This window comes from Streptomyces sp. A0592 (assembly GCF_004795115.1).
GTDB lineage: Bacteria > Actinomycetota > Actinomycetes > Streptomycetales > Streptomycetaceae > Streptomyces > Streptomyces erythrochromogenes.
Map to the genome: position 1 here is coordinate 1 of NZ_SSBM01000006.1, position 22,435 is coordinate 22,435.

General features: G+C 72.9%; 24 protein-coding genes. 6 read left to right on the forward strand and 18 right to left on the reverse strand.

Features of this window, described 5'->3' with window-relative positions; all coding sequences use genetic code 11:
• The 12 genes from E6U81_RS11065 to E6U81_RS11115 form a co-directional block, all read right to left on the reverse strand.
• Positions 1 to 398 (reverse strand): ABC transporter substrate-binding protein (locus E6U81_RS11065; RefSeq protein WP_168714603.1); only part of this gene is annotated, 398 nt, incomplete at its 3' end.
• 196 nt (positions 399 to 594) lie between these two features.
• Positions 595 to 1,944: a GTP-binding protein gene (locus tag E6U81_RS11070; protein ID WP_031151923.1), complete on the reverse strand. Its 1,350-nt coding sequence runs from the start codon at positions 1,942 to 1,944 to the stop codon at positions 595 to 597.
• A gap of 2 nt (positions 1,945 to 1,946) precedes the next feature.
• Positions 1,947 to 2,885: a sulfate adenylyltransferase subunit CysD gene (cysD, locus tag E6U81_RS11075; RefSeq protein ID WP_136229909.1), complete on the reverse strand. Its 939-nt coding sequence runs from the start codon at positions 2,883 to 2,885 to the stop codon at positions 1,947 to 1,949.
• Positions 2,882 to 3,427: an adenylyl-sulfate kinase gene (cysC, locus tag E6U81_RS11080; RefSeq protein WP_030826414.1), complete on the reverse strand. Its 546-nt coding sequence runs from the start codon at positions 3,425 to 3,427 to the stop codon at positions 2,882 to 2,884. Before cysC ends, cysD begins: the two co-directional genes overlap by 4 nt.
• Positions 3,428 to 3,462: 35 nt before the next feature.
• Entirely contained in the window at positions 3,463 to 4,191 is a 729-nt protein-coding gene (locus E6U81_RS11085) for a phosphoadenylyl-sulfate reductase (RefSeq protein ID WP_136229910.1), read from the reverse strand.
• A complete protein-coding gene (locus tag E6U81_RS11090; RefSeq protein WP_136229911.1) occupies positions 4,188 to 4,376 on the reverse strand; it encodes a hypothetical protein in 189 nt (62 codons plus the stop codon). The genes E6U81_RS11085 and E6U81_RS11090 overlap by 4 nt, the downstream gene beginning before the upstream one ends.
• Positions 4,373 to 6,079 (reverse strand): nitrite/sulfite reductase, encoded by a 1,707-nt coding sequence (locus E6U81_RS11095; protein WP_136229912.1) that lies wholly within the window; start codon positions 6,077 to 6,079, stop codon positions 4,373 to 4,375. Before E6U81_RS11095 ends, E6U81_RS11090 begins: the two co-directional genes overlap by 4 nt.
• A 218-nt stretch (positions 6,080 to 6,297) precedes the next feature.
• Positions 6,298 to 6,381, reverse strand: coding sequence for a putative leader peptide (locus E6U81_RS41905; RefSeq protein WP_310942095.1), 84 nt, complete (start codon positions 6,379 to 6,381; stop codon positions 6,298 to 6,300).
• Between the two features lie 142 nt (positions 6,382 to 6,523).
• Complete coding sequence (locus tag E6U81_RS11100) at positions 6,524 to 7,198, reverse strand: hypothetical protein (RefSeq protein ID WP_136229913.1); 675 nt, start codon at positions 7,196 to 7,198, stop codon at positions 6,524 to 6,526.
• Between the two features lie 182 nt (positions 7,199 to 7,380).
• Positions 7,381 to 7,944 (reverse strand): GNAT family N-acetyltransferase, encoded by a 564-nt coding sequence (locus E6U81_RS11105; RefSeq protein ID WP_136229914.1) that lies wholly within the window; start codon positions 7,942 to 7,944, stop codon positions 7,381 to 7,383.
• 5 nt (positions 7,945 to 7,949) lie between these two features.
• Positions 7,950 to 9,242, reverse strand: coding sequence for a GAF domain-containing protein (locus E6U81_RS11110; protein WP_136230161.1), 1,293 nt, complete (start codon positions 9,240 to 9,242; stop codon positions 7,950 to 7,952).
• Between the two features lie 337 nt (positions 9,243 to 9,579).
• Positions 9,580 to 11,223 (reverse strand): acyl-CoA dehydrogenase family protein, encoded by a 1,644-nt coding sequence (locus tag E6U81_RS11115; protein WP_136229915.1) that lies wholly within the window; start codon positions 11,221 to 11,223, stop codon positions 9,580 to 9,582.
• A 17-nt stretch (positions 11,224 to 11,240) separates the two neighbouring features.
• On the opposite strand from E6U81_RS11115, the gene E6U81_RS11120 reads away from it, so the two are divergent.
• Complete coding sequence (locus E6U81_RS11120) at positions 11,241 to 12,356, forward strand: YihY/virulence factor BrkB family protein (protein ID WP_136229916.1); 1,116 nt, start codon at positions 11,241 to 11,243, stop codon at positions 12,354 to 12,356.
• A gap of 248 nt (positions 12,357 to 12,604) precedes the next feature.
• Positions 12,605 to 13,339: a helix-turn-helix domain-containing protein gene (locus E6U81_RS11125; RefSeq protein ID WP_136229917.1), complete on the forward strand. Its 735-nt coding sequence runs from the start codon at positions 12,605 to 12,607 to the stop codon at positions 13,337 to 13,339.
• Here the strand turns inward: E6U81_RS11125 and E6U81_RS11130 are convergent.
• Positions 13,270 to 13,671 (reverse strand): VOC family protein, encoded by a 402-nt coding sequence (locus E6U81_RS11130; RefSeq protein WP_136229918.1) that lies wholly within the window; start codon positions 13,669 to 13,671, stop codon positions 13,270 to 13,272. The genes E6U81_RS11125 and E6U81_RS11130 overlap by 70 nt on opposite strands.
• A gap of 971 nt (positions 13,672 to 14,642) precedes the next feature.
• Between E6U81_RS11130 and E6U81_RS11135 the strand changes: the two genes are divergently transcribed.
• The 4 genes from E6U81_RS11135 to E6U81_RS11150 all read left to right on the forward strand — a co-directional run bounded on the left by E6U81_RS11135 (position 14,643) and on the right by E6U81_RS11150 (position 19,692).
• Entirely contained in the window at positions 14,643 to 15,893 is a 1,251-nt protein-coding gene (locus tag E6U81_RS11135) for a cytochrome P450 (RefSeq protein ID WP_206309899.1), read from the forward strand.
• 36 nt (positions 15,894 to 15,929) lie between these two features.
• Positions 15,930 to 16,475 (forward strand): GNAT family N-acetyltransferase, encoded by a 546-nt coding sequence (locus E6U81_RS11140; protein WP_136229920.1) that lies wholly within the window; start codon positions 15,930 to 15,932, stop codon positions 16,473 to 16,475.
• Positions 16,476 to 16,757: 282 nt separating this feature from the next.
• Positions 16,758 to 17,864, forward strand: coding sequence for a ribosome small subunit-dependent GTPase A (gene rsgA, locus E6U81_RS11145; protein WP_136229921.1), 1,107 nt, complete (start codon positions 16,758 to 16,760; stop codon positions 17,862 to 17,864).
• Between the two features lie 175 nt (positions 17,865 to 18,039).
• The gene (locus tag E6U81_RS11150) at positions 18,040 to 19,692 is read left to right on the forward strand and encodes a PKD domain-containing protein (protein ID WP_136229922.1); all 1,653 of its coding nucleotides are present in this window, start codon (positions 18,040 to 18,042) and stop codon (positions 19,690 to 19,692) included.
• 87 nt (positions 19,693 to 19,779) lie between these two features.
• Here the strand turns inward: E6U81_RS11150 and E6U81_RS39760 are convergent, their stop codons facing one another.
• The 5 genes from E6U81_RS39760 to E6U81_RS11170 form a co-directional block, all read right to left on the reverse strand.
• Positions 19,780 to 19,950 (reverse strand): hypothetical protein, encoded by a 171-nt coding sequence (locus E6U81_RS39760; RefSeq protein WP_168714604.1) that lies wholly within the window; start codon positions 19,948 to 19,950, stop codon positions 19,780 to 19,782.
• A gap of 100 nt (positions 19,951 to 20,050) precedes the next feature.
• Positions 20,051 to 20,668: a GNAT family N-acetyltransferase gene (locus tag E6U81_RS11155; RefSeq protein ID WP_136229923.1), complete on the reverse strand. Its 618-nt coding sequence runs from the start codon at positions 20,666 to 20,668 to the stop codon at positions 20,051 to 20,053.
• Positions 20,665 to 20,847, reverse strand: coding sequence for a DUF4345 family protein (locus tag E6U81_RS11160; protein ID WP_346766137.1), 183 nt, complete (start codon positions 20,845 to 20,847; stop codon positions 20,665 to 20,667). Before E6U81_RS11160 ends, E6U81_RS11155 begins: the two co-directional genes overlap by 4 nt.
• Before the next feature lie 69 nt (positions 20,848 to 20,916).
• Positions 20,917 to 21,399, reverse strand: a complete 483-nt coding sequence (locus E6U81_RS11165; RefSeq protein ID WP_136229925.1) for a DUF456 domain-containing protein — start codon at positions 21,397 to 21,399, stop codon at positions 20,917 to 20,919.
• A gap of 24 nt (positions 21,400 to 21,423) precedes the next feature.
• A complete protein-coding gene (locus E6U81_RS11170) occupies positions 21,424 to 22,401 on the reverse strand; it encodes a helix-turn-helix domain-containing protein (protein ID WP_136229926.1) in 978 nt (325 codons plus the stop codon).
• Positions 22,402 to 22,435 lie beyond the last annotated feature (34 nt).

Here is a 22,435-nt window from a genome sequence, read left to right on the forward strand (position 1 = left end):
AGGTTGGAGCCCTTGGACTTCACATAGCCGTTGATCGACGGCGAGGGACCGATGAAACCGATGTCCAGCGAGCCGCCGTTGAGCGCCTCGATCTCCGACGGACCGGCGTTGAAGGTCTGCGGCTTGACGGCCGTGCCGCCGAGTTCCTTCTGGATCAGGCCTTCCTGGATGCCGACCAGGGCGGTGGCGTGCGTCAGGTTCGGGAAGTACCCGATACGGACCTCGGACGCCGACAGCTTCTTGCCGCCGGTGGCTGCGACGTCGGCCTTCCTGTCGCCCTTGCCGTCCGCCTGGGAGCCGTAGCCGCAGGAGGCGAGCGCGCCGATCAGGAGCGGCAGGGCAGCGGCGGCGGCGACACCGCGGCGCAGGGTCTTGCGAGTGGTACGGCTGGCAGGCACGGGAGGACTTCCTCTCGGCGCGCCGTGGTCTACGGCGCGGGTCTTCGTCTGTGGGACGGGGGCAGGTACGGCTCGTCGGGGACGGGGGCGGTCATCGCGCACATCGCGCCACCCCTCCCTGGCCGCTGCCGAGGGCGCCGCTGCCCACGCGGCCGCCCTCCTTCGCGAAGGTCGAGTAGAGATCGGTGAACATGGCCTAGAAGTCCCAGCCCTCGTCGTCCGGCTGGACGGTCGTCTCGGCCTTCGAGGCGAAGGACTCGCCCGCCATGCCCGCCGCCAGCGTGGTGCCGTCGGCCGGGTCGATGAGCAGGAACGATCCGGTGCGGCGGGAGTCGGCGTACGCGTCGAGCGCGAGGGGCTCGGCGGTACGGACGACCACGAGGCCGATGTCGTTGGCCACGAGCTGCCCGGGCTCCGGGTGCTGGGACAGGTCGTCCAGGGTCAGCCGCGAGGGGATCTCCTTGACGATCGCCTTGACCGTGCGGGTCGTGTGCTTGATCAGCACCCGGGCGCCCACGGAGAGGGGCTGGTCCGCCACGTGGCAGACGGTCGCGACGACGTCCTGCGTGGTGGCCGGGGCGTTCGCGGACGGGGCGATGAGGTCACCGCGCGAGATGTCGATGTCGTCCTTCAGGCGCACCGTCACCGACTGCGGCGCCCAGGCGATGTCCACCGACTCGCCCAGCGCGTCGATGCCCTCGATCACCGAGGTGCGACCCGACGGCAGGACCGTGACGGCCTCGCCGACGCGCAGCACGCCGGAGGCGATCTGGCCCGCGTAGCCCCGGTAGTCGGGGTGCTCCGCGGACTGCGGGCGGATCACGTACTGCACCGGGAAACGCGCCGGGCAGGCCGTCAGGTCGTGGCTGACCGGGACGGTCTCCAGGTGCTCCAGCACCGTCGGCCCGCCGTACCAGTCCATGTTCGCGGACGGCTCCACGACGTTGTCGCCGGCCAGGGCCGAGATCGGGATCGCGGTGATCTCCGGGACCCCCAGGTCGGAGGCGTAGGCGGTGAACTCCTCAGCGATCGCCGCGAAGACCGACTCCTGGTAGCCGACGAGGTCCATCTTGTTCACGGCGAGGACCACGTGCGGGACCCGCAGCAGGGCCGCGACGGCCGCGTGCCGGCGGGTCTGCTCGATCACGCCGTTGCGGGCGTCGACGAGGACCACGGCCAGGTCGGCGGTGGAGGCGCCGGTCACCATGTTCCGGGTGTACTGCACGTGCCCGGGGGTGTCGGCGAGGATGAAGCGGCGGCGCGCGGTGGCGAAGTAGCGGTACGCGACGTCGATGGTGATGCCCTGCTCCCGCTCGGCCCGCAGGCCGTCGGTGAGCAGCGCGAGGTCGGGGGCCTCCTGGCCGCGCTGGGCGGAGACGGCCTCGACGGCCTCCATCTGGTCGGTCAGGACCGACTTGGAGTCGTGCAGGAGCCGGCCCACCAGGGTGGACTTGCCGTCGTCGACGGAGCCGGCGGTCGCGAAGCGCAGCAGGGTGGTCGCCGCGAGGTCGTCGAGCCCGGCGACCTGATCGGTGGTGCTGGTCATTTCTAGAAGTACCCTTCGCGCTTGCGGTCTTCCATCGCGGCCTCGGACATCTTGTCGTCGGCGCGGGTCGCGCCCCGCTCGGTGAGGCGGGAGACGGCGATCTCGGCGATCACGGCGTCGAGCGTGACGGCGTCGGAGTCGACGGCGCCGGTGCAGGACATGTCACCGACGGTGCGGTAGCGGACGAGCCGCGTCTCGGGCGTCTCGCCCTCCTTCGGGCCGCCCCACTCGCCGGCCGTCAGCCACATGCCGTTGCGCTTGAAGACCTCGCGCTCGTGGGCGAAGTAGATCTCCGGCAGCTCGATGCCCTCGCGGGCGATGTACTGCCACACGTCCAGCTCGGTCCAGTTGGAGAGCGGGAAGACGCGCACGTGCTCGCCGGGGGCGTGACGGCCGTTGTAGAGCTGCCACAGCTCGGGGCGCTGGCGGCGCGGGTCCCACTGCGAGAACTCGTCGCGGAGGCTGAACACCCGCTCCTTCGCGCGGGCCTTCTCCTCGTCGCGGCGGCCGCCGCCGAACACGGCGTCGAACTTCAGTTCCTGGATCGCCTCCGTCAGCGGGACGGTCTGCAGGGGGTTGCGGGTGCCGTCGGGGCGCTCGCGCAGCTTGCCCGCGTCGATGTAGTCCTGGACGGACGCCACGTGCAGGCGCAGCCCGTGCTCGGCGACGGTGCGGTCGCGGTACTCCAGCACCTCGGGGAAGTTGTGGCCCGTGTCGACGTGCAGCAGTGCGAAGGGGACCGGCGCCGGCGCGAACGCCTTCAGCGCCAGGTGCAGCATGACGATGGAGTCCTTGCCGCCGGAGAAGAGGATCACCGGCTTCTCGAACTCGCCCGCCACCTCGCGGAAGATGTGCACGGCCTCGGACTCGAGGGCGTCGAGGTGCGACAGCGCGTAGGGCGCGTCCGTCTCGTCGTGGACGTGTGCGACGGTCGTCGTCATGCCAGACCCCTCTCGGTGAGCAGCGCGTGCAGGGCCGAGGCCGACTCCTGCACGGTCTGCGTGTGCGACTCGATACGGAGGTCCGGGGACTCCGGTGCCTCGTACGGGTCGTCGACCCCGGTCAGACCGGAGATCTCGCCCGCCGCCTGCTTGGCGTACAGGCCCTTCACGTCACGCTCGGAGCACACCTCGACCGGGGTGGCCACGTGCACTTCGAGGTAATCCGTCGCGGCGGCGGCGTGGCGCTTGCGCACAGCCTCGCGGCTGTCCGCGAACGGCGCGATCACCGGCACCAGCGCCTTGACGCCGTTGCTCGCGAGGAGTTCGGCGACGAAGCCGATCCGCTGCACGTTGGTGTGGCGGTCCTCGCGGGTGAAGCCCAGGCCGGCGGAGAGGAACTCGCGGATCTCGTCCCCGTCGAGCACCTCCACGCGGTGGCCCTCGGCGCGCAGCCGCTCGGCCAGCGCGTAGGCGATGGTGGTCTTGCCCGCGCTCGGCAGCCCGGTCAGCCACACGGTGGCGCCCTGGTCGCTCACGCTCATCTGCTCTGTCTCCGTAGGTTCTTCGCTGGTCGTCATCAGCCGTGCAGTCCGCACTCGGTCTTGCCCCGCCCGGCCCAGCGGCCGGACCGCGCGTCCTCGCCCTCCGCCACGCGGCGGGTGCAGGGGGCGCAGCCGACGGAGGCGTAGCCGTCCATCAGCAGCGGGTTGGTGAGCACGCCGTGCTCGGCGACGTACGCGTCCACGTCGTCCTGGGTCCAGCGGGCGATCGGCGAGACCTTGACCTTCCGCCGCTTCTCGTCCCAGCCGACCACCGGGGTGTTCGCCCGGGTCGGGGACTCGTCGCGGCGCAGGCCCGTCGCCCACGCGTCGTACGCCGTCAGGCCCTCTTCCAGCGGCTTGACCTTGCGCAGTGCGCAGCACAGGTCGGGGTCCCGGTCGTGCAGCCTCGGGCCGTACTCGGCGTCCTGCTCGGCCACGCTCTGACGCGGGGTCAGCGTGATGACGTTGACGTCCATCACCGCGTCGACCGCGTCCCGGGTGCCGATGGTCTCCTCGAAGTGGTAGCCCGTGTCGAGGAAGACCACGTCCACACCGGGGAAGACCCGCGAGGCGAGGTGGGCGACGACCGCGTCCTCCATCGAGGAGGTCACGGCGAACTTCCCGCCGAAGGTGTCGGCCGCCCAGCGCAGGATGTCCGGCGCGGAGGCGTCCTCCAGGTCGCGGCCCGCCTGCTCGGCCAGCTCCTTGAGCGTCGCCGCCTTCAGGTCGGCGTTCTTGAGACTGGCGTCTTGCGTGGTGGTCATATCTCGTCCCCTCCCGCTGATCCCGCCGAATCGGACCGAACTCCCCGGGACAGCAGCCCGAGGTACTTCAGCTGGAAGGCCCGGTTGCAGGCCCTGCACTCCCACGCACCGTGGCCCGTCTCGTGCGGGAACAGGTCCTCGTCGCCGCAGTAGGGGCAGTAGAAGGGCGCGGCTCGCTCGCTCACGAGAGGCTCTTCTCGTCCGCGCGGGCGACCCAGGCCGCGAAGCGCTCGCCGTCCTCGCGCTGCTCCTCGTAGCTCTTGACGACCCGCTCGACGTAGTCGGGCAGACCGGCCGAGGTGACCTTGAGGCCGCGGACCTTGCGGCCGAAGCCGGCCTCCAGGCCGAGGGCGCCGCCCAGGTGGACCTGGTAGCCCTCCACCTGGTTGCCGTCGTCGTCCAGGACCAGCTGACCCTTGAGACCGATGTCCGCCACCTGGATGCGGGCGCAGGCGTTCGGGCAGCCGTTGATGTTGATGGTGAGCGGCTCGGCGAAGTCCGGCAGGCGGCGCTCCAGTTCGTCGATGAGCGAGGCGCCGCGCGCCTTGGTCTCGACGATGGCCAGCTTGCAGAATTCGATGCCGGTGCAGGCCATCGTGCCGCGGCGGAACGGAGACGGCTTGACCCGCAGGTCCAGCGCCTCCAGCGCCTCGACGACCGAGTCGACCCGGTCGGACTCGACGTCGAGCACGATCATCTTCTGCTCGGCGGTGGTGCGCAGGCGGCCGGAGCCGTGCTGCTCCGCGATGTCCGCGATCTTGGTCAGGGTGGCACCGTCCACGCGGCCCACGCGGGGCGCGAAGCCGACGTAGAACTTGCCGTCCTGCTGCTGGTGGACGCCGACGTGGTCGCGCCACTGGCCGGAGGGCTGCTCGGGCGCGGGGCCGTCGGTCAGCTTCCGCTTCAGGTACTCGTCCTCCAGGACCTGGCGGAACTTGGCCGGGCCCCAGTCGGCGACGAGGAACTTCAGGCGGGCGCGGGTGCGAAGCCGGCGGTAGCCGTAGTCGCGGAAGATCGAGATGACGCCCTCGTAGACGTCCGGGACCTCGTCGAGCGAGACCCAGGTGCCCAGGCGCACACCGAGCTTGGGGTTGGTGGACAGGCCGCCGCCGACCCAGACGTCGAAGCCGGGACCGTGCTCGGGGTGGTTCACGCCCACGAACGCGATGTCGTTGATCTCGTGCGCCACGTCGAGGAGCGGCGAGCCGGAGATCGCGGACTTGAACTTGCGGGGCAGGTTGGAGAAGTCCTTGTTGCCCACGATGCGGCGGTAGATCTCGTCGATGGCGGGAGTGCCGTCGATGATCTCGTCCTGGGCGATGCCGGCGACCGGCGAGCCGAGGATGACGCGGGGCGTGTCACCGCAGGCCTCGGTGGTGGACAGGCCGACGGCCTCCAGGCGGCGCCAGATCTCCGGCACGTCCTCGATCCGGATCCAGTGGTACTGCACGTTCTGGCGGTCGGTGAGGTCCGCGGTGCCGCGCGCGAACTCCTCGGAGATCTCGCCGATGACGCGCAGCTGCTCGGTGGTCAGCCGGCCGCCGTCGATGCGCACGCGCAGCATGAAGTACTTGTCGTCCAGCTCCTCCGGCTCCAGGATCGCGGTCTTGCCGCCGTCGATCCCGGGCTTGCGCTGGGTGTAGAGGCCCCACCAGCGCATACGGCCGCGCAGGTCGTTGGGGTCGATGGAGTCGAAGCCCCGGTGGGCGTAGATCGTCTCAATGCGTGTCCGCACATTGAGACCGTCGTCGTCCTTCTTGAACTGCTCGTTGCCGTTGAGGGGCGTGTGGTGTCCGACGGCCCACTGTCCCTCGCCGCGGTGACGGCCGGTCTTGCGGCGCGCGGCGGCTGCGGCGGCGGGCGCGGGCGTTTCGGGGGTGGCGGCCATGGCGGTACGTCCTTCTTGGGCGGCTCAGGGCAGGGGCGGGTGAAGCGGGCGGGGTGGCGTGACCCCTGGACGCTGAGCGGGTGCGGCTGATTGGCCCGCGCCTTGCCGGGGGTGACCGGCGGACAGGGCGGAATTCGGCCTTCAGGGGACTGCGATGATCGACACTTCCACGGCGGCGATGCCGGGATTGCGGCGATGTGCGGCGGTTGCTGGTTCCGTCAGCACGCCGGACAGATGGCGCTGGACATGCGGCCGAGGTCGACGTGCCGCCGACTCACCAAGGCAATTCCAGCTCCATTCATGGCGGAAGCGTGTCATGGGCCGATTGGAGGAGTCCACTACTGTCCAGAATGCGGACGAACTCGTCCCGCATGGTGGGACAACGTGACGGCCGTCACCCGCGGGCGCAAGCGTCGGGCCGCCGGGGCGATGCCTGGCGCCCGGTCACGGCGTCGCTGTGGGGACGGGGCGGAAGGGGGACGAGATCTCGACCCCCTCGGCCTCCGGGCCGTCCCGCCGCAGTGCATCCAGCAGGCCCTGCGGGGTCGCCACGCCGGTGGGCCTCGGCGACGCCTGAGGCTTCGCCGTCCCCGGCGTCGCTGTGGCGGACTCCCCACCGTACGCGCTCATCAGAACCACCCCCGTCGCCATCTCCAGCGGAAAACGCGGCCGGGCCACGTGGACGGTGGCCTTCCAGGTCCCGCGGGAGCGGTCGACGTCGGCGAGCGCGACGGGCCAGCCGGACCGCTCGTTGCCCCGGCGGACCAGGGCGATGACGGTCCAGCCGGGATCGAGCCCGCTCACAGTCCCCTCGAAGTAGACCGCGACCCCGGCCGGGGTCGCCGCGGGATCCGCGTACTGCCGGGCGAGCCGGGTGGTGACCACGGTGTCGGTGATGCCGTCTGCGGCCGTCTGCTGCGGACTCGGCGTGGGCGACGGTGTCGACGGCCGGGAGATGACCGCCACGACGATCGCGGTGACGGCCGCGACGACAGCGGTGACCGCGGCCGCGATCAGGCTCTGCCAGCGGTGGGACCCGGCGAGCCAGCGCTGCCTGCGCCGCCCGGTGTGCGGGCTGTCGGGCTCGTCGGCCGGATCCGGTGGGCCTGCGGCACTCATGGTCCTCGCCTGGGTTCGACGGACCTCCAGCATGCGCGGACGCCGTCCCCTCACCCCGCCGCCACGCCGCGCCTGCCCCTCGTACGGGCGGGCCGATCCCGTTACTCGGCGCCGTGCGGCGGGGCGTCACCTGCGCGGGCAGCCCGGGCCGGCGAAACGGATCCGCGGGGCCCGCGCAGCGGCTACGCGCCGGGCCAGGGGCCCGGGGTCGGGGTTTCCTCCTTCTGTTCGGTCTCCGTCTTGAAGACCTTGAAGCCGCGGCGCTGGTAGTTGCTCATCGCCGTCGGGCCGTCCTGGCTGCACGTGTGGACCCACACCCGGCGGGTCGCCTCGCGCTGCGGCCAGCGCGAGGCGAGGTCCCAGGCCCGCTCGACGCCGACGGACAGCAGGTGCCCGCCGATGCGGCGGCCGCGGAAGTCGGGAAGCAGGCCGAAGTACATGATCTCCACCACGCCGTCGTCCTGCGGGTCGAGCTCCACGTACCCCGCCGGCGTGCCGCGGTCGTACGCCACCCACGTCTCCACACCCGGCCGGTCGAGCTGCTCCACCCACTGCGCACGCGTGAGGGACAGCCGGTCCGTCCAGTGGATGTCGCCGCCCACCGAGGCGTAGAGGAAGCGGCTGAACTCGGGGGAGGTGACCTCCGACCGCACGACGGATATCTCCGGGCCCGCCGGAGCCGCCGGGACGAGGTCCGCCGGAGAGGTCATCTCCAGCGACCAGGTGGTGAGTGTGATGGTGCTCATGCAGCTCAGGGAATCATGCCGGGTCCCGTCCGGCCCAGGCGGGCCCGCACCACCGCCGGGGCCGTGGAGTGCCGGAGCAGCGCCGCCGGGTCCTCCGGGCGGATCAGCTCCACCTCCACGTCCTCCGCGAAGCGGTACGGGCGGTGGGTCAGGACGCCCGCGAGGTGGCGGCGTACGCGGGACAGCTCCGCCCGGACCGTCACGGTGCGGGTCGGGTCCCCGAACAGCTCCGCGGACAGCTCCGCCGCCGAGCGTCCCCGCGGGCTCTCCGCCAGCAGGAACAACAGCTCCGCGTGGCGCGGGCTCAGCTCCTGCGACCAGCTCCCGGACGCCCCGTACACCGTCGCCGACCACGAACCCGCCCGGCTGAGGTCCAGGACGACCCGGGTCGTCGCCGTCCCCGCCCGGTCCTGCGCGATCCGCAGCAGCCAGCCGCCGGGCAGCGGCTCCGCCACGCAGTCGCCGAGCTGCGGCACCCACACCCGGCCCGGCACCAGGTCCTTCGGCAGCGGAATCCGGTCCGCCGGGGCCAGCCCCGTCACCGCGGCCGTCCAGCCGTGAGGGTCCACGGCCAGCGCCCGCCCCGGCAGCCGGGCCATCAGCGGGGCCGCCACCGCCCGCAGTCGCTCCAGCGACTCCAGGTGCCTGACCCGCAGCTCCCGTTCCGCGAGCCGGGCCACCGAGCTCACCCAGGCCAGCGTCGCCGGGTGCATGGTGGCCAGCGGCCCGCTGACGTCGACCACGCCCAGCAGCCGCCCGTCCCGCGGGTCCCGCACCGGCGCCCCCGCACAGGTCCAGTCGTGGTGGCTGGAGACGAAGTGCTCCGCGGAGAACACCTGCACCGGCCGCCGGGCCACCAGGGCGGTTCCCACGCCGTTCGTGCCGACCACGGCCTCGTCCCAGTCCGCGCCCACCGCGAAGCCCAGCCGGTCCGCCTTGCGCAGGATGGAGCTGTGGCCCTCCCGCCACAGCAGCCGCCCGTCCGCGTCCGCGACGACCATGATGTGCAGCGCCCCGTCGAGCGCGGGCAGCAGTCCCTCGCGCAGTACGGGGAGCACCTCCCGCAGCGGGGAGACGTGGCGCCGCTCCTCCGTCTCGGCGGCCGACAGCATCCGCGAGCGCGCGTCCCGGTCCGGGTGCACGCCGCCCGCCAGCATCCGGCGCCAGGACTCCGCGATCTCCGGCCGGGGCGCGGCCGGCGGGCGGTCGCCCGCCAGCGCGGCCGCCCGCACCCCCTTGAGCAGACGCGTGGCCTCCCGAGGGTGCATGGCCGAGATGCGTGCCACATCGACCGTCATGCCTGTGGTGTCGGCCACCGGAACCTCCCCGTGCGAACAGGACGTACGACGCCGGCCGCCCGGCGGGTCCGCAGGTGCCTCGGGGCCGCTTCCCCCGGCGCCCCCGGCGGGCGGCTGCCGACTCAAAGGTTGCAACGCTATGCAACTCTCGCCAAGTCCCGGTCGTCCGACCGAAAATGTCCGGACGTCGCCCGAGCGGCGTGACAGCTCCTCCTCGGGGCTTCGGTTCAGGGGTGGTGCCGAGTCGGCGCGGCGCCACCTCTGTGCCGGTCGACGGGCCCGGATCCCGGCTGGGAGCGGTTTGGGGACCGCAGGGGAGCCCGACGGGGGCTCCTCCCTAGCCTGCGATCCGCGCCCGTTCCACTACCGCCCGCAGGTCCAGGCTGTGGGGCAGCGTGCCGAAGGCCGTACCCCAGTCGCCGCCCAGCCGCGAGGCGCAGAACGCGTCCGCGACCTCCGGCGGAGCCCACCGGACCAGCAGCGATCCCTGCAGCACCAGGGCCATGCGCTCCACGACCCGGCGGGCCCGCGCCTCGATGCCCTCCAGATCGGCGAGATCCGTCAGCAGGTCCTTGATGGCCGAATCCAGCCGGTGGTCGGCGCCGCGGGCCAGGCCCACCTCCTGGAGGAAGGCGTTCAGCGCCTGCGGCTCCCGCTGGAGGGCGCGCAGCACGTCCAGGGCCTGGACGTTGCCCGAACCCTCCCAGATGGAGTTCAGCGGGGATTCGCGCAGCAGTCTCGGCAGCCCGGACTCCTCGACGTAGCCGTTGCCACCCAGACACTCCAGGGCCTCGGCCACCATCGGCGTACAGCGCTTGGTCACCCAGTACTTGGCGGCGGGCACGGCGAGGCGCAGGAAGGCCTTCTCCTGCTCGGTCCCGGCGTCGTAGGCGGCGGCCAGGCGCAGCGTCAGGGTGGTGGCGGCCTCCGACTCCAGGGCGAGGTCCGCGAGCACGTTGCGCATCAGCGGCTGGTCGATGAGCAGTGCTCCGAAAGCAGAGCGGTGCTCAGCGTGGTGCACCGCCTGCGTCAGCGCCTGCCGCATCAGCGCCGCCGAGCCGATGACGCAGTCCAGCCGGGTCGCCGCGACCATCTCGATGATGGTCCGCACCCCGCGACCCTCCTCACCGACCCGCCGCGCCCAGGTCCCGTCGAACTCGACCTCGCTCGACGCGTTCGACTTGTTGCCCAGCTTGTCCTTCAGCCGCTGGATCGCGAAGACGTTGCGCGTGCCGTCCTCCAGCACCCGCGGCACCAGGAAGCAGGTCAGCCCGCCCGGGGCCTGCGCCAGCACCAGGAAGCCGTCGCACATCGGCGCCGAACAGAACCACTTGTGCCCGGTCAGCAGGTACTCGCCGGACGCGTCCAGCGGCACGGCGGTCGTCGTGTTGGCCCGTACGTCGCTGCCGCCCTGCTTCTCGGTCATCCCCATGCCGAAGAGCACGCCGGCCTTCTGCGACGCCGGCCGCAGCCCCTCCTCGTAGACGTGCGAGGTCAGCCGCGGCTCCCATTCCGCCGCGATCGACGGATCGGCCCGCAGGGCCGGCACGGCCGCGTGCGTCATCGAGACCGGGCAGCCGTGGCCCGCCTCGGCCTGCGACCACAGGAAGAACCCGGCCGCCCGGCGCAGGTGCCCGGCCGGACGCCCCCAGGCGTCCGTGAGCCCGGAGCCCACGGCGTGCCCGAGCAGCCGGTGCCACGCAGGGTGGAACTCCACCTCGTCGATGCGGTTCCCGTACCGATCGTGCGTGCGCAGTTTCGGAGGGTTCTCGTTCGCCTGCACGCCCCATTCCTGGGCCTGCGCGGAACCGGCCGCGCGCCCGAGGCCGGTGAGCTCCTCCCGTACCTCGCCGAGGAGTTCGGGATCCGCGGACGCCAGGTGACGCTCGACGCCCTCGGTCAGGGCCCGATCGCCGCCGTAGACGTCGTGCCCCACCAGGGGCGGGGCCTGGTTGCTGACTGTGTGGGTGGTGGCTGCCATGCGGATACCGTAAGGACGTGCAGCCAGCAAAAGAAACACCCGAGCGGATCCCAGGACGGCTCCACCGGGCCCGCGCCCTCTACCGCAACGTCTCGAAGCGGAAAATGGGCTGGCTGCTGTTGAAGGACACCGTCAACTCGTGCATCGAGTACCGGATCCTCGGGCTCGCGGCCGAGGCGGCCTTCTTCACACTGCTCTCCCTGCCCCCGCTGTTCCTGGGCCTGCTGGGCCTGCTCGGCTACGTCGACGGGTGGACGGACACCCGCACCGTCGAGAGCATCGAGGAGAACATCCTGCGCGCGGTCGGCACGGTCCTGTCCGACCGCGGCGTCAACGACATCGCCAGACCCCTCCTGGACGACGTCACCCGCAGCGGCCGGCCCGACCTGATCTCGCTCGGTTTCGCCTTCGCCCTGTGGTCGGGATCCCGTGCCGTCAACGTCTTCATCGACACCATCACCGTGATGTACGGGCTCGACGGCCACCGCGGCATCGTCAAGACCCGGCTGCTGGCCTTCCTGCTCTACATCATCGCCCTGCTCATCGGCGCGATCGTGCTGCCGCTCATGGTGGTGGGGCCGGACGCCGTCGTCCGGCTGGTGCCGTGGGGCACCGAGGTGATCGCCGTCCTGTACTGGCCGACCGTGACCCTGCTGTCCATCGCCTTCCTGACCACGCTCTACCACGTGTCCGTGCCCGTGCGCTCGCCGTGGATCGAGGACGTGCCGGGCGCGCTGGTGGCCCTGGCGATGTGGGTGCTGGGCTCCTTCCTGCTGCGGATCTACCTCACCAACACCGTGGAGGGGCCGACCATCTACGGCTCCCTGGCCGCGCCCGTCGCCGTCCTGCTCTGGATCGGCATCTCGGCCTTCGCAGTGCTGGTCGGCGCCGCCGTCAACGCCGCCATCGACCGCGTCTGGCCCTCGGTGGCCACGGCGGCGGCGCGCGAGGCGAACGAGCGGGCCCGCGAGGCGGAGGCCGCGCAGCTGGTCGCGCGGGCCGCCGCCTGGCGGGCGATGGCGGAGGGCGAGTCGGAGGACGACGAGGACGAGGGCATGCCGTCGGAGTTCCCGGAGCGCTGGTCGAAGTTCCTGCCGCCCGAGGACTACTCCTCGCGCCTGCGCAAGCACTGACCGCCGGGGCGCGGGGCCGGTACTCCGGCACGGCGGTCGCGCCCCGGTCCGCCGACGGGGTGTCCTCGGCCGACTCCGGCACGCACGAGGCCGACGTCCCCGTGCCGAGGTCGACCAGTGCGCCCACCGACGGTGTCCGTCACGGCCCAACTCCCCCTGGAACCAATCGACAGCGGCGAACCCGCCGGCGGGGTGGCGGGCAGTCCGTCCCATGATCAGGGGCAGGATGCGGGGCGTAGCCTGGAGGCGTGTACGAGGAGACGCCGTCGGCCGGGATCCCCGGAGCCGTGCTGTGGCGCACCGCGGGCGGCGGCGGGGTGGTGCTGCCGGACGGGTGCATGGACCTGCTCTGGGCCGACGGGCGGCTCCTGGTGGCCGGGCCCGACACCGGGCCGCATCCCGCCGGAGAGGTGCAGGCCGGGGCCGTCGCCGGGATCCGGCTCGCGCCCGGCACCGCGCCCGCGCTGCTCGGCGTACCGGCGCACGCCCTGCGCGACCTGCGCGTCGGGCTCGCCGACCTGTGGCCCGCCCGCGAGGTACGCCGCCTCACCGGGCTGGTGGCGGGGTACGCAGACCCGCGCGCGGGGCTCGAAGCGCTGGCCCGGACGCGCGCGGCGGACGCGGGGCCGCCCGATCCCCTCGCCGCCGAGGTCGTCGCCGGGCTCCGGGCCGGACGGGCGGTGGCGGCGATCGCGGCCACGGCCGGCCTGGGGGAACGGCAGCTGCACCGGCGCTCCCTGGACGCCTTCGGGTACGGGCCGCGCACGCTCGGCCGCATCCTGCGGCTGCGCCGGGCGCTGGCCCTGGCGGACCGGGGCCTGCCGTACGCCGATGTGGCGTACGCGGCGGGCTACGCCGACCAGGCGCACCTCGCCCGCGAGGTCCGCGCACTGGCCGGGACCACGCTGACCGCCTACGCGGGGGGCGCCGCCGGGGCGAAGAGGGAGACGCCGCAGCCGTCCGGGTCGAGGACCACGGCGTAGCGCTGGCCCCAGAAGGCGTCCCAGGGCTTCAGATGGCCGCGGTGGCCGGCCCGGGTCAGGTCCTCGTACAGGGCGTCCACCTCGGCGGGGGAGTCGCACAGGAAGGCCAGGTCGCGGCGGCCGTCGCCGCCGGGCGGGGTCCAGGCCGGGTCGAAGGAGCGGACGGTCTCCTCGGTGTCCCAGGCGATCCGCAGCCCGCCCGGCAGCGTGGCCTCGACGTGGGGGAGGCCGTCGGCGTCGGCCGGGACGTCCAGGCCGAGGCGGCGGTAGAAGGCGAGCGAGGCGGCCATGTCGGAGACGACCATGCCGATCACGTCGAGTCGTGGAGTCATACCGGCAGGCTAGGCACGCCGTGCCCCACCGGTCTTGAACGAAACGGACATGCCGGGGTGCGGTGTGACGGGGCGGTCCGTGCACAAGGATTGACGGTGCGTCAGATCAGGCCGCAGTTTGTATCGGGAAGCCGACACGATCCCGGGAGCCGCCCATGCCGCCGATAGCCTCCCGGCGGGGCAGCAGGTTTCCGCGGACCGGTCCGGCCGTTCGGCTCCCGCCGGGGGCGACCGAGTACCGGCGGGGCGGGATGGCACGGTGCGGATCCCGCCCGGGGGTGGCCGGATACCGCGGGGCAGGATGGCTCGGTTGGGCTTTCGCCGGGGTGGCCGGTTTTCCGCTGGGCGGGATGCCATGGGTGGGGCGGTGCCCCGCCGGAGTGTCTCCTCGGCCCTTCGGCTTTCGCCGGGGTGGCCGGTTTTCCGCTGGGCGGGATGGAACGGGTGGAGCGGTGCCCCGCCGGAGTATCTCCTCGGCTCGCGCGGTTCGGCATGTCGCGGCTGTACCCGGCGGTGCGCGCTCGTCCTGCGGGGACACTCCGCCGTGTCCCCACCCCACGCCAGCGCTTCGGTGTTCCCCGGAGCCGGGCTCGTACGGCTGGAGTGGGGACGGGGAGGGGTGTCCCCGCAGGACGAGCGCGCAACCACCGCCCACAGCCGAGAGGTGCCCGCCTGGCGCGAGCCGAGGAGATACCCCTCGGCGGCACCGCGACCCCCCGCACCGCGCCCGGATCCCGCCCCGCCAGGGGTACGGCACCGAGCCCGAACCCCGGCCCGGCTCCCCGCGAGGGGTACGGCACCGCACCCGGATCCCGCCCCGCCGCCCCGCGAGGGGTACGGCACCGCGACCGAAAATCCCGCCCCGCCGCCCGGCCAGGGGTACGGGACCGCGACCGAAAATCCCGGCCCAGCCCCCCGCGAGGGGTACGGCACTGCGCCCGAAGCCGTCCGGCCCCCCGCGAGGGGACCGGGTGGGAACCGATGTCGAAGGGAAGTGGTGGACCGTGATCCCCACCGGTGAGATCGACCTGTTGGAAGACACCTGGGCCCGCGAGGTCCCGCACGCGCAGCTCACCCGGCTGCGCAAGGAGGACCCGGTGCACTGGCACGAGGTCCCGGGCGGCCACGACGGCTTCTACGCCGTCACCCGCCATGCCGACGTCAAGGCCGTCAGCCGCGACCCCGAGCTCTGGTCCACGGAGCTCGGCTCCTTCATGATCCGGGACCAGAGCCCGGAGTCCCTGGAGTCCCTCCGGCTGGTCCTGCTCGGCATGGACGCCCCGCGTCACTCCCGCTACCGCGCACTGGTCAGCGCGGGCTTCACCCCGCGGGTGGTGCGCCGCCTCGCGGCCCGGATCGGCGAGCGGGCCGCCGCCCTGGTCGAGGCGGCCGTCGCCCCCGGCCGGGACATGGACTTCGTTGACGGGGTGGCCGCCCGGCTCCCGATCCAGACGATCTGCGAGATGGTCGGCGTACCGCCCGGGGACGAGCGGCTCGTCTTCGACTGGAGCAACCGGATGGCCGGCGGCCAGGACCCGGAGCTCTCGGCCGGCAAGCAGGACAGCGACCTCGCGGCCGCCGAGATCTACGCCTACTGCGACGCCCTGGCCGGCGAGCGGCGGGCCCGGCCCCGCGAGGACATCCTCTCGACGCTCGTCCACGCCGAGGTGGACGGGGACCGGCTCAGCCAGCACGAGATCAACATGTTCTTCGTGCTGCTGTGCGTCGCGGGCAACGAGACCACACGCAACCTCCTGTCCCACACGCTGCTGGCCCTGGCCGAGCATCCCGTGGCCCGGGCCGAGCTGGCCGCCGCCCCGCACGACGAACTGCTGTGGAACTCGGCCACCGAGGAGTTCCTGCGCTGGGGCGGCTCGATCCACAACTTCCGGCGCACCGCCACCCGCGACACCGTCCTGCGCGGGCGGTACATAGCCGCCGGGCAGAAGGTGGTGACCTACTACACCTCCGCCAACCGTGACGAGGAGGTCTTCGGTGATCCCTTCACCTTCGACATCCGCCGCACCCCCAACGAGCACCTCGCCTTCGGGGGCGGCGGCCCCCATTTCTGCCTGGGCGCAGGGCTGGCCCGTACCCAGATCAAGGCGCTGATCCGCGAACTCCTCCGCCGCCACCCCGACTTCGAGCTCGCGGGCGCAGTCCGCCGGCTGCGCTCGGACTTCATCAACGGCATCAAGTACCTGCCGGTCCGCTTCGGATGAGGCGGGCACGCAGCCGGCCTCGCCCAGGCTTCCGCCGTGAACGACACCGCACACGCGATACGGATCCGGCCGGGCGGCCCGGCGGACGCGCCGGCCCTGCTGGACATGCTCGACTCCGCCGTGGCCTGGATGAACGCCCGCGGCAACACCGAGCAGTGGGGCACGACACCGTACTCGCGGCGCCCCGGCGGGCCGGAGCGCGTCGAGCGGTACACGACCGAGAACACCCCGTACGTCGCGGAGCTGGCCGGGATGCCCGTCGGGGCCCTGGTGCTGGACCACGGGCCCAGCCCGCAGCTGCCGATCGCGCCGGCCGGGGAGCCCGAGCGGTACGTGCGGCTGCTGGTCTCCGACCGGCTGCACGCGGGCCGGGGCATCGGCGCGGCGCTGCTCGCGCACGCCGCCGAGGAGACCCGGCGGGCCGGCGTCGCCCTCCTGCGGGTCGACTGCTGGGCGGGCGGGGGCGGCGAACTGGTCGCGTTCTACGAGCGCAACGGCTTCGCCCCCACCGAGCGCTTCCGGTCCGGGGACTGGCCGGGACAGGTACTGGCCCGGCGGGTCGGCCCGACGCCCCTCGGCTGACGGCACGGAGAAAGCGGCACCGGAACGCGGTGCGGGAAAAGAAGTGGCCCCGACGCGAGCGGGCTTGTTAAAGTCGGTCCGTTCCCGCCGAGCGGTGAGGAACCACGGCCACGTGCTGACCCGGAGGTGAGTTCATTGATGACTGTCGTTGCGCAGGGCGCTGCCCGCACTCAGAAGACCATCGATGTCACCCCCGTGGTCTCCGGCTGACCTCACACTTCTCTTCACGCGCCGCCGCAGGGCGGGCACGTGCGGCCGGGGCCACCCTGTGAAGGGTTCCCCTTGTCTTTCAACGCTTTCCCGCAGGCCTCGCTCGCGCACACCCTCACCTCCCTCGGCTGGGACGACGCGTGGGCTGCCGAGTTCACCCCGTATGCCGCGCAGGGCCTGGTGCCCGGCCGTGTCGTACGCGTCGACCGCGGTCAGTGCGACGTGCTGACCGCCGACGGCATCGTCCGCGCCGACACCGCCTTCGTCACTCCCCACGACCCGCTGCGCGTCATCTGCACCGGGGACTGGGCCGCCGTCGAGACGGCGGGCAACCCGCGGTACGTGAAGGCGTACCTGCCGCGCCGGACCGCCTTCGTCCGCTCCACCTCGTCGCAGCGGTCCGAGGGGCAGATCCTCGCCGCGAACGTCGACCACGCGATCATCGCCGTCTCCCTCGCCGTCGAACTCGACCTGGGGCGCATCGAGCGCTTCCTGGCCCTGGCCTGGGAGTCGGGGGCGCAGCCGCTGGTCGTGCTCACAAAGGCGGACCTGGTTCCGGACCCGGCCACCCTCGGGCACCTGGTCCAGGACGTGGAGACCACCGCCCCCGGCGTCCAGGTCCTCACGGTCTCCTCCCACACGGGGGAGGGCACCGACGTCCTCGGCGCGATCGTCGGCTCCGGCACGAGCGTCCTGCTGGGCGTCTCGGGCGCGGGCAAGTCCACCCTGGCGAACGCGCTTCTCGGCACGGACGCCATGGAGGTCCAGGCCACCCGCGACGTCGACGGCAAGGGCCGCCACACCACGACCACCCGCAACCTCCTCGTCCTGCCGGGCGGAGGGGTCCTCATCGACACCCCGGGCCTGCGCGGCGTCGGGCTCTTCGACGCGGAGGCGGGGGTCGGACAGGTCTTCTCCGAGATCGAGGACTACGCCGCCGAATGCCGCTTCCACGACTGCGCCCACGAGGCGGAGCCGGGGTGTGCGGTGCTCGCCGCCCTGGAATCGGGGGACCTGCCGGAGCGGCGCCTGGAGAGCTACCGCAAGCTCCTGAGGGAGAACCAGCGGATCGTGGCCAAGACGGACGCCCGGCTGCGGTCGGAGATCCGCCGCGACTGGCGGCTGAAGTCGGCCGAGGGCCGGGCCAACTACTCCGCAAAGCGCGGCGGCCGGGTCTGACCCGGACGGCCCCGCCTCGCCCCGCCCCGCCCCGTTCCCGGGCCGACCGGCCCGGGAACGGGGCGGGGCGGTCAGCGCCCCCGCGCCGATATTGGGGGTGATCAACGGCCCGATGGCTGTGTACTCTGGGCGAGCTTTCGAACCTGTTCAAGCATCAACAGAAAATGGGGGGCCGGTGCGCAATCGCCGACTCATAGTTTCCGCCGCCGTCATCGCGGCCGGTGCAGGTCTCGTCCCCGGAATGGCCCAGGCCGACGAGTCGGCGAAGCCCGACGCACACGGGGTGAGCGTTCCGGCCGCGGACCTGGGCAAGGCCGCGGCGTCGAACTTCGACACGTTCACGAGCGCCGCCGAGCGCACGGTCCGGCCCGCCGGCAAGGGCAAGGCCCAGGCGCAGGGGACCGCCGCCGTGGAGCCTACGGTCGGCCTGAGCGCCAAGGGCACCAGCGCCCGCGGGATCAGCCTGGCAGTCGACGTCAGCGTCGACCCGGACACCCCGATCGCGGCCTACATCGAGTGGGGCGACGGTTCCACCGACCTGCTCGACCTCTACGGCCCGGCCAGCCACACCCTGGCCCACTCCTACGCGGAGATCGGCGCCTACACGGTCAAGGTCACCCTGAAGGACGCCACGGGCGAACGGGGCACCAACACGCTCGCCGTCGTCACACCGGGCTCCGACTTCACGCCGTACGCGCCCACCCGCCTCCTGGACACCCGCAACGGCACGGGCGGGCCGAAGGCCAAGGTCCCGGCGTACGGCACCACCCGGGTGCAGATCTCCGGCAACGGCAACATCCCCGCCGGCGTCACTGCCGTCGTGCTCAACGTCACCGCCACCAACACCACCAGCGGCGGCCACGTGACGGTCTGGCCCGCCGGCAGCGAGCGTCCGACCACGTCGAACGTCAACTTCGCCAAGGGGCAGACCGTCCCGAACCTGGTGATCGTTCCGGTCGACAGGAACGGCTTCGTCAACCTCTACAACGGCGGCTGGGAGTCGGTCGACCTGATCGCCGACGTCACCGGCTACTTCACCCGGACCTCGTCCAGCGGCTACACCGCGCTGAACCCGACGCGCTTCGTCGACACCCGTAACGGCACCGGCACCGCCAAGGGCCAGGTCCGCGGACAGAGCACCTTCGGCGTCAAGTTCACCGGCCGGGACGGCGTCCCGGACGGCGCCACCGCGGTCGCGCTGAACGTGACCGTCACGAACCCGCGCGAGGACGGCCACCTGACCGTGTTCCCCGGCGGGAGCGCCGCCCCGACCACGTCCAACGTGAACTTCCGCGCCGGCCAGACGGTGGCGAACTCGGTGATCGTGCCCGTCGGCCCCGACGGCACCGTCAACTTCCGCAACGGTGCGTGGAACGGCACCGACGTCATCGTCGACGTCGTCGGCTACTACGACGCCCAGAGTTGGGGCGCCTATCTGCCCTTCCTCCCGGAGCGTCTGCTCGACACCCGTGACAGTTCGGACTGGGCGTGGGGCCCGCTGGAGGGCCAGGGCTACATCTACATGCCGCTGTCCACGCAGTACCCGGCCAACACCGCCTACGTGCTGAACACCACGGTCACCAACACCCGCGGCGAGGGGTACCTCACGGTCTCCCCGGACCCGAACTCGCTGAGCGCCTACCAGGGCAAGTGGGCCAGCTGGCCCACCCCGCCCAACTCGTCCAACCTGAACTGGAAGCGCAACGAGACCGTCCCGAACCTGGTCCAGGCCGGCATGGGGAGCAACGGCATCGTCGACTTCTGGAACCGCGGCTGGGACGACATCGACCTCGTGGTCGACATCTTCGGCGTCTACCAGACGAACTGACCCACCGGCAGACCCGTGCGCCTCGGCGCCCCGGGAGGCGGACCTCACCGGTCCGCCCCGGGGCGCCGCCCGTTTTCCCGGGGCGGACTAGGAAGCCGGCCCGGGCCCGGTCGGGAACGGGGTGCCGCACCGGGTGCAGGCGGGGGTGTCGCGGGCGGTGTCGAGGTATCCGCACGCGTCGCAGACGAGGTGCAGCAGGCAGGCCGGCTCGCCGGCGTCAGCCGGTCCGGCGGGCGGGTCCGGAGCGGGCTTGTCCATCGCGGCTCCTCGGTGTCCCAGGGGCTGAGAGCGTAGCCGCCGACGGCAGGCACGTCACCGGGAAGGCGCCACGGCTCGGCCTCGGCCCCGGCGTCGGGCGTCAGGCGCCGGCCGGGGTGCGCGGGGCGCGGCGCATCGCCCACAGGGCCGGGCCGCCGCCGGGCAGCCGGGCCTCCCCGAGCACGGTGAAGCCGAAGTGCTCGTAGAAGGGCAGGTTGTCGGGCTTGGAGGACTCCAGGTAGACCGGCAGGCCCGCCGCGTCGGCCTGGGCCAGCCCCGAGCGCAGCAGGGCCGCCCCGTGGCCCCGGCCCCGGGCGGCGGGGTCGGCGCCGACCACCGCCAGGTACCAGTGCGGCTCGGTCGGGGCGTGCTTCGCGGCCTCCTCGACGGCCTCCCGGAACAGGGCGGCCCGGTCGCCGAGGATTTCCTGGAGCTCCTGGACGGTCTCCGCGTCGGGCACGGCCTTCGCCTGCCCCTCGGGCGCCACCCAGAAGGAGGCCGCGGCGTCGGTGCGCTCGCACACGCCGTGGTGGACGTACTGCCGGGTGAACAGCGTCGTGAAGTAGCGGTTCAGCCCGGCCTCGCGGGAGGCGTCGTCGGGGAAGAACCAGCGCATCATCGGGTCGTCGTCGAAGGCGGCGGCCAGGGTGCGGCCGACCATGCGGGCATCGTCGATCGTTGCCGTCTTCGGAGCGTTCGTTATGGGCATACAGGTCATTCTGCACCCTTGATGATCTTGGCTTGCGCGTGGGCCCTCTCGTCGGCGTCGGCCAGCAGGAAGTACAGCGGCGGCATGACCAGTTCGACGGCCAGGAGGCCCACCCGGAACCCGTGCGGCCATCCGTGGACCGCCGGCGACAGCAGCCGCCGAGCTGCGCGACACCTGCGTGGGCGCACTCCTCGGCGCCCTGCGCCCGTTCGTGCGCGACGAGACCCTCTGACCAGTGCCCTTGCGCCCGGCCGGGGCTATTCCGCGGCCACCGCGCCCACCCACGCCCCCACCACCAGCAGGCACGCGAACAGTTCCACCAGCACGCTCGTGCCCACCGCCCGCATCACCGCGCGCGTCGAGGCCCAGGCCTCGCCGTGCCCGCCCAGACGCAGCCGCTCGCAGAGGTAGATGCCGCCCACGAAGCCCGGGACCGCCCCCACCACGGGGACCAGTACGAAGCCCAGCAGCGCGCCCGCGCCCGCGAAGACCGCCGTACGGGCGGTGGCCGGCAGCCCGTGCGCCCGCCGGGGCGGCAGCTGCCACTTCACCACCTGGACCAGAAGCAGCAGGGCCGTGACCGCGACCAGCAGCGACCACGACAGCGCCGACCGCTCGTGCAGCGCCCACCAGAGCAGCCCCGCCCACACCAGCCAGGTGCCCGGCACACCGGGGACCAGCACCCCGACCAGCCCGAACAGCAGCACCAGACCCACCAGGAGCAGCTGCGGCACGTCCACCCGCCCAGCGTGCCCGACGCTCGGCTAGCGGGCCACCCAGCCGCGCTCGTACGCGTGCCAGCCCAGCTGCAGCCGGGTCGTCACCCCCGCCGCCTCCATCAGTCCCTTGACCCGCCGCTGCACCGTCCGCAGACCGAGCTCCAGGTGCTTGGCCACGCTCGCGTCGGTCATGCCCGCCAGCAGCAGCGAGAGGATCTCCAGGTCCGTGGCGTCCGGGATGCCCTCGGACTCCTCCGCCGCGCCGGACGCGCCCAGCCGCAGCGGCAGCGACTCCCGCCACACCGCCTCGAACAGGCCCGTCAGGGACTCCAGCAGCCCGGACGCGTGCACCACCAGCGCCGCCGGCTCCGCACCGCGCGCGGTCAGCGGGACCATGGCGAGGGTCCGGTCCGCGATCACCAGCTTCGTCGGGACCTCCGCCGTCACCCGGACCTGCTCGCCCCGGGCGAGCGCCGTCGACGCCTCCCGGATCCCGCTCGGCAGGGTCAGTACCTCCCGCTCGATCACCACCCGGTAGTCGACCCCGCGCACCGAGGCCCGGTCCTCCGCCTCGTTGTCCGTCCCCGTCACCACCTGGGGGCGGCCGCTGACCAGCGCGCACACCTCCTTCTCCGCGCCCAGCTGGAGCTGGTGGAAGCGGTGTGCCACCGCGCTCGCCCCCTGCACCACCTCCACGAGGTCGTGCACCGCCGGTTCGGCCGCCTCCGCCCGGTACTCCTCCGCCAGCAGCGCCGCCGCCAGCTCCGCCTGCTCCAGTTCGTGCCGCTGCTGGGTCAGCAGGGCCCCGAGCGCGACCCCCGGCGGTGCCGCCACCCAGCGCCCCGGCCGGGCCGAGGACTGCGCCGCCAGCCCGTGCCGCTCCAGGTGGCGCAGGGCCCGTTCGGTCTGCGGCACCGGCAGCGTCAGCCGGTGTGCGAGGTCGGGGACCTCGGCCGCGCCCAGCGCCACCAGTACGCGGTACGCGGACTCCTGGCCCTCGTCCAGGCCTATGGCACCCAGCAACCCGTCCACCACCTTTCGACACGGCTCCTGGCGG